Genomic DNA, 2927 nt, shown 5'->3' on the forward strand with positions numbered 1-2927 from the left:
CGCCGCTACGAACGCAAGGCCGCCCACTTCACGGCATTCGCCCAGCTGGCCTGCGCGGTGATCTGCTACCGCCGAGCCATCAAGCTGGACCTGCTCACCCACGACAACCCCAAATGAGATGTGGTCTAAGCGCGTCGACGGCGTGTCCGAAGGCAAGCCGGGCCGACAACGCCGCGCACTCGTAGTCCTCCGCCTGCAGCTGTCCCGTGGCGTCCTCGACGTACACGTCCGCCAGGTTCAGCCGTTGCCCGATCAGGTGTGTGCGCAAGGCGGACTGTGCCAGCTCGCTTTTGCGTTCGGCGAGCCACTCCTCGCCCAGCAGCGCCTGCGCGTAGGTGAGCTGTTCGAGCACGTCGATTTCGTGACGCGACAGCGGGTGCATCGTCAGGGATCCGCCGTCGTACTCCGACCAGGAGACGCTGTGCAGGAGCTGGTCGATCTGGCGGAGCTCCCAGTACTCGACGTCCCACCGGAAGCCGTCGACGTAGAACGCGTCGACCGGCACGGTGCTGGATTCGAGACGCACGGAGACGGTTTCGATGTGCCGACCTGTCCACGGTGCATCGCTGATCACGTAGACGTCGAGGTCGCTCGCCGCGTTCCCCCAGCCCTTGACCAGCGAACCGGAGACGAAGACGCAGCGGACATCAGCGGGCAGCAGCTGGCGACTCCGCAGCTCGGCGATGCAGACACTCAGGTCGACGTTCATTTCCGCTCCGTGACTTCCGTGGCATCGACCGCGGCGAAACGGGCGGTCTTTCCGCGCCGCGGACGCCAACGCTAGCTTCGACGTACCTGTCTCCCAAGGCTTTCGGCTGACACCGAATTTCTTGAGCGCCACAACGGCCGACGGGACCATTCCGCGTCGAAGCCACGGGGCTCCGCTCCACGCAGAAAGCAGGAATCACGTGACCGAGGCGCAGTCGCCCCCTGACAGTTCACCGACGCGATCATCGGCGTCCTTCTGGAAGTACTGGAGCGCCTCCGCGACCAGCCGCGTCGGCGACGGCATCACCACTGTGGCGTTCCCCCTCCTCGCCGTGACTCAGCTCCAGGCGACGAACTTCGAGGTCGGGCTGTTGACGGCGGCGAGCTACGCCGCGGTGGTCCTGATCGGACTTCCCGCCGGGGTGATCGCACGCAGGTTCACACTGCGCCGGTTGCAGGTCACGATGGACGGTTTCCGCGCACTGGCGCTCCTCACCGTTCCCCTCGCCGCGTGGGCCGGCGCCCTCTCGCTCCCCCACCTGGTGATCGTGGCCTTCTGCACGGGTCTCGCGAGCAACCTGTTCGACGTGGCCAACTCCACGTTCCTGCCACTGGTGGTGCCGAAGGACCAGCTGATCGCGCGCAACGGGCTCATGTCGAGCACCGCGTCGACCACGCAGCTCGCGGGTCCTGCGCTCGGTGGTCTGCTGGTCCAGTTGGTCGGTGCCGCGTTCAGCATTCTGCTGGACGCGCTGAGCTTCCTCGCCTCTGCGTTGCTCCTCAGCCGGATCCCCGACGCGGCACGTCCCGCGGTCGCGCCGCCCAGGACAGGGTTCTTCAAGCAGATCGCCGAGGGTCTGAGCTTCGTCACCCGGCATCGCGTCCGCGAGCTGGGGATCGACGCGGGGATGTTGAGTGTCTGGGTCAAAGACGAGCGGCGTCGGATCGCCGCGGCCGAGGCCCACGGGGACACGCCCCTGGAGGCGGCCGAGCAGGCCGAGCTGCAGCGGTTGCGCCGACAGGTCGCCGAGCTCGAGAAGGACAACGCGTTCCTGGTAAAAGCCTCGGCGTACTTTGCCGCGATGCAGAAGAACCGGCCCGGTTCGCTCTGATGGCCAAGTACGCCGGCCCCGATGACATCGCCGGCGTGACCAAGGGCGAGCGGTTCGCTCTCCGGCGCATGGCGCGACTGCTGGCCGTCTCGACCTCCGGCTATTACGCGTACGTGAAGCGTTGTGCCGCAACGGTGTTGACGTCTCGTCAGCAGCGCCGCGCGGACCTGGAGGTGAAGATCGTCCAGGCGCACAAGGATTCCCGCGGCACCTATGGGTCGCCGCGGATCACCGCGGAGCTGCGGGGTCAGGGTGAGGTGGTCAGCGCCAAGACCGTCGCCAAGGTCATGGCCGATATCGGGATCGAGGGCATCAGCCCGCGCACGTTCAAGGTGAGAACGACGATCGCCGACCCGTCCGCGTCGTTTCCGCCGGATCTGCTCGAGCGCCGGTTCGACCAGGGCCGCCCCGATGCCGTGTGGCTGACCGACATCACGTACCTGTCCTGCGGTGAGGGCGAGATGTTCCTGTGCGCGATCAGGGACGGGCACTCCCGCAGGGTGCTCGGCTACAGCGTCGCCGACCACATCGGCGCTGGCATGGTCACCACCGCCATCGAGGCCGCGGTGGCCGTCCGCGGCGGTGACTGTCGTGGCACGGTCCTGCATTCCGACCGCGGCGGCGAGTACACGGCACACCTGACCGCGCAGGCGTGTTCCCGGCACGGGCTGCGCCGGTCGATGGGCGCGACCGGGATCTGCTGGGACAACAGTCCCGCGGAGTCGTTCTGGTCGACGTTCAAACACGAGGAGTTCTACCGGCACGTCTACGCCGCCAAGGCCGAACTTGTTGCCGCGATTGACAATTGGGTCATGTTCTACAACAGTATGCGGCGGCACTCCGCGCTCGGCATGCTCAGTCCACGCGACTATGAGAAGTCACTCCGAGCGGCTGCCTGAACTTCTTTAGCCCCTGTCCACCGTTCGGGGTGAACCTCAGAGCATCGGCCGCATTGACAGGAGAAGCCTGCGGAGACCCATTGACGTGATCTCAACGAGTTTCAGGTGAGCCGTCCGTGTTCGAAATGGGTGAGTACGAGTGCGGCTTTGACGATGTGGCCGATCTTGCGTGGGCTGGTGGTGAAGTGCCGCAGGGCGCGCCAGCGCC

At 66.5% G+C, this 2927-nt stretch carries 3 protein-coding genes; 2 read left to right on the forward strand and 1 reads right to left on the reverse strand.

The genetic code is table 11. The annotated features are described in order from the left end of the window. Positions 1 to 94 precede the first annotated feature (94 nt). A complete protein-coding gene (locus ABFX45_RS45950; RefSeq protein WP_346137387.1) occupies positions 95 to 709 on the reverse strand; it encodes a hypothetical protein in 615 nt (204 codons plus the stop codon). 199 nt (positions 710 to 908) lie between these two features. Between ABFX45_RS45950 and ABFX45_RS45955 the strand changes: the two genes are divergently transcribed. Next, positions 909 to 1820 (forward strand): MFS transporter, encoded by a 912-nt coding sequence (locus ABFX45_RS45955; RefSeq protein ID WP_346137388.1) that lies wholly within the window; start codon positions 909 to 911, stop codon positions 1818 to 1820. Further along, positions 1820 to 2719: an IS3 family transposase gene (locus ABFX45_RS45960; RefSeq protein WP_346137389.1), complete on the forward strand. Its 900-nt coding sequence runs from the start codon at positions 1820 to 1822 to the stop codon at positions 2717 to 2719. Before ABFX45_RS45955 ends, ABFX45_RS45960 begins: the two co-directional genes overlap by 1 nt. Positions 2720 to 2927 lie beyond the last annotated feature (208 nt).

It is taken from the genome of Lentzea roselyniae (genome assembly GCF_039537795.1).
GTDB classification, from domain to species: domain Bacteria; phylum Actinomycetota; class Actinomycetes; order Mycobacteriales; family Pseudonocardiaceae; genus Lentzea; species Lentzea atacamensis.

What these genes read in the sequence shown, in the direction of transcription:
- ABFX45_RS45960 (WP_346137389.1), top strand. Translation starts at nt 1,820, where the DNA reads ATGGCCAAGTACGCCGGCCCCGATGACATCGCCGGCGTGACCAAGGGC.
- ABFX45_RS45950 (WP_346137387.1), bottom strand. Translation starts at nt 709, where the DNA reads ATGAACGTCGACCTGAGTGTCTGCATCGCCGAGCTGCGGAGTCGCCAG.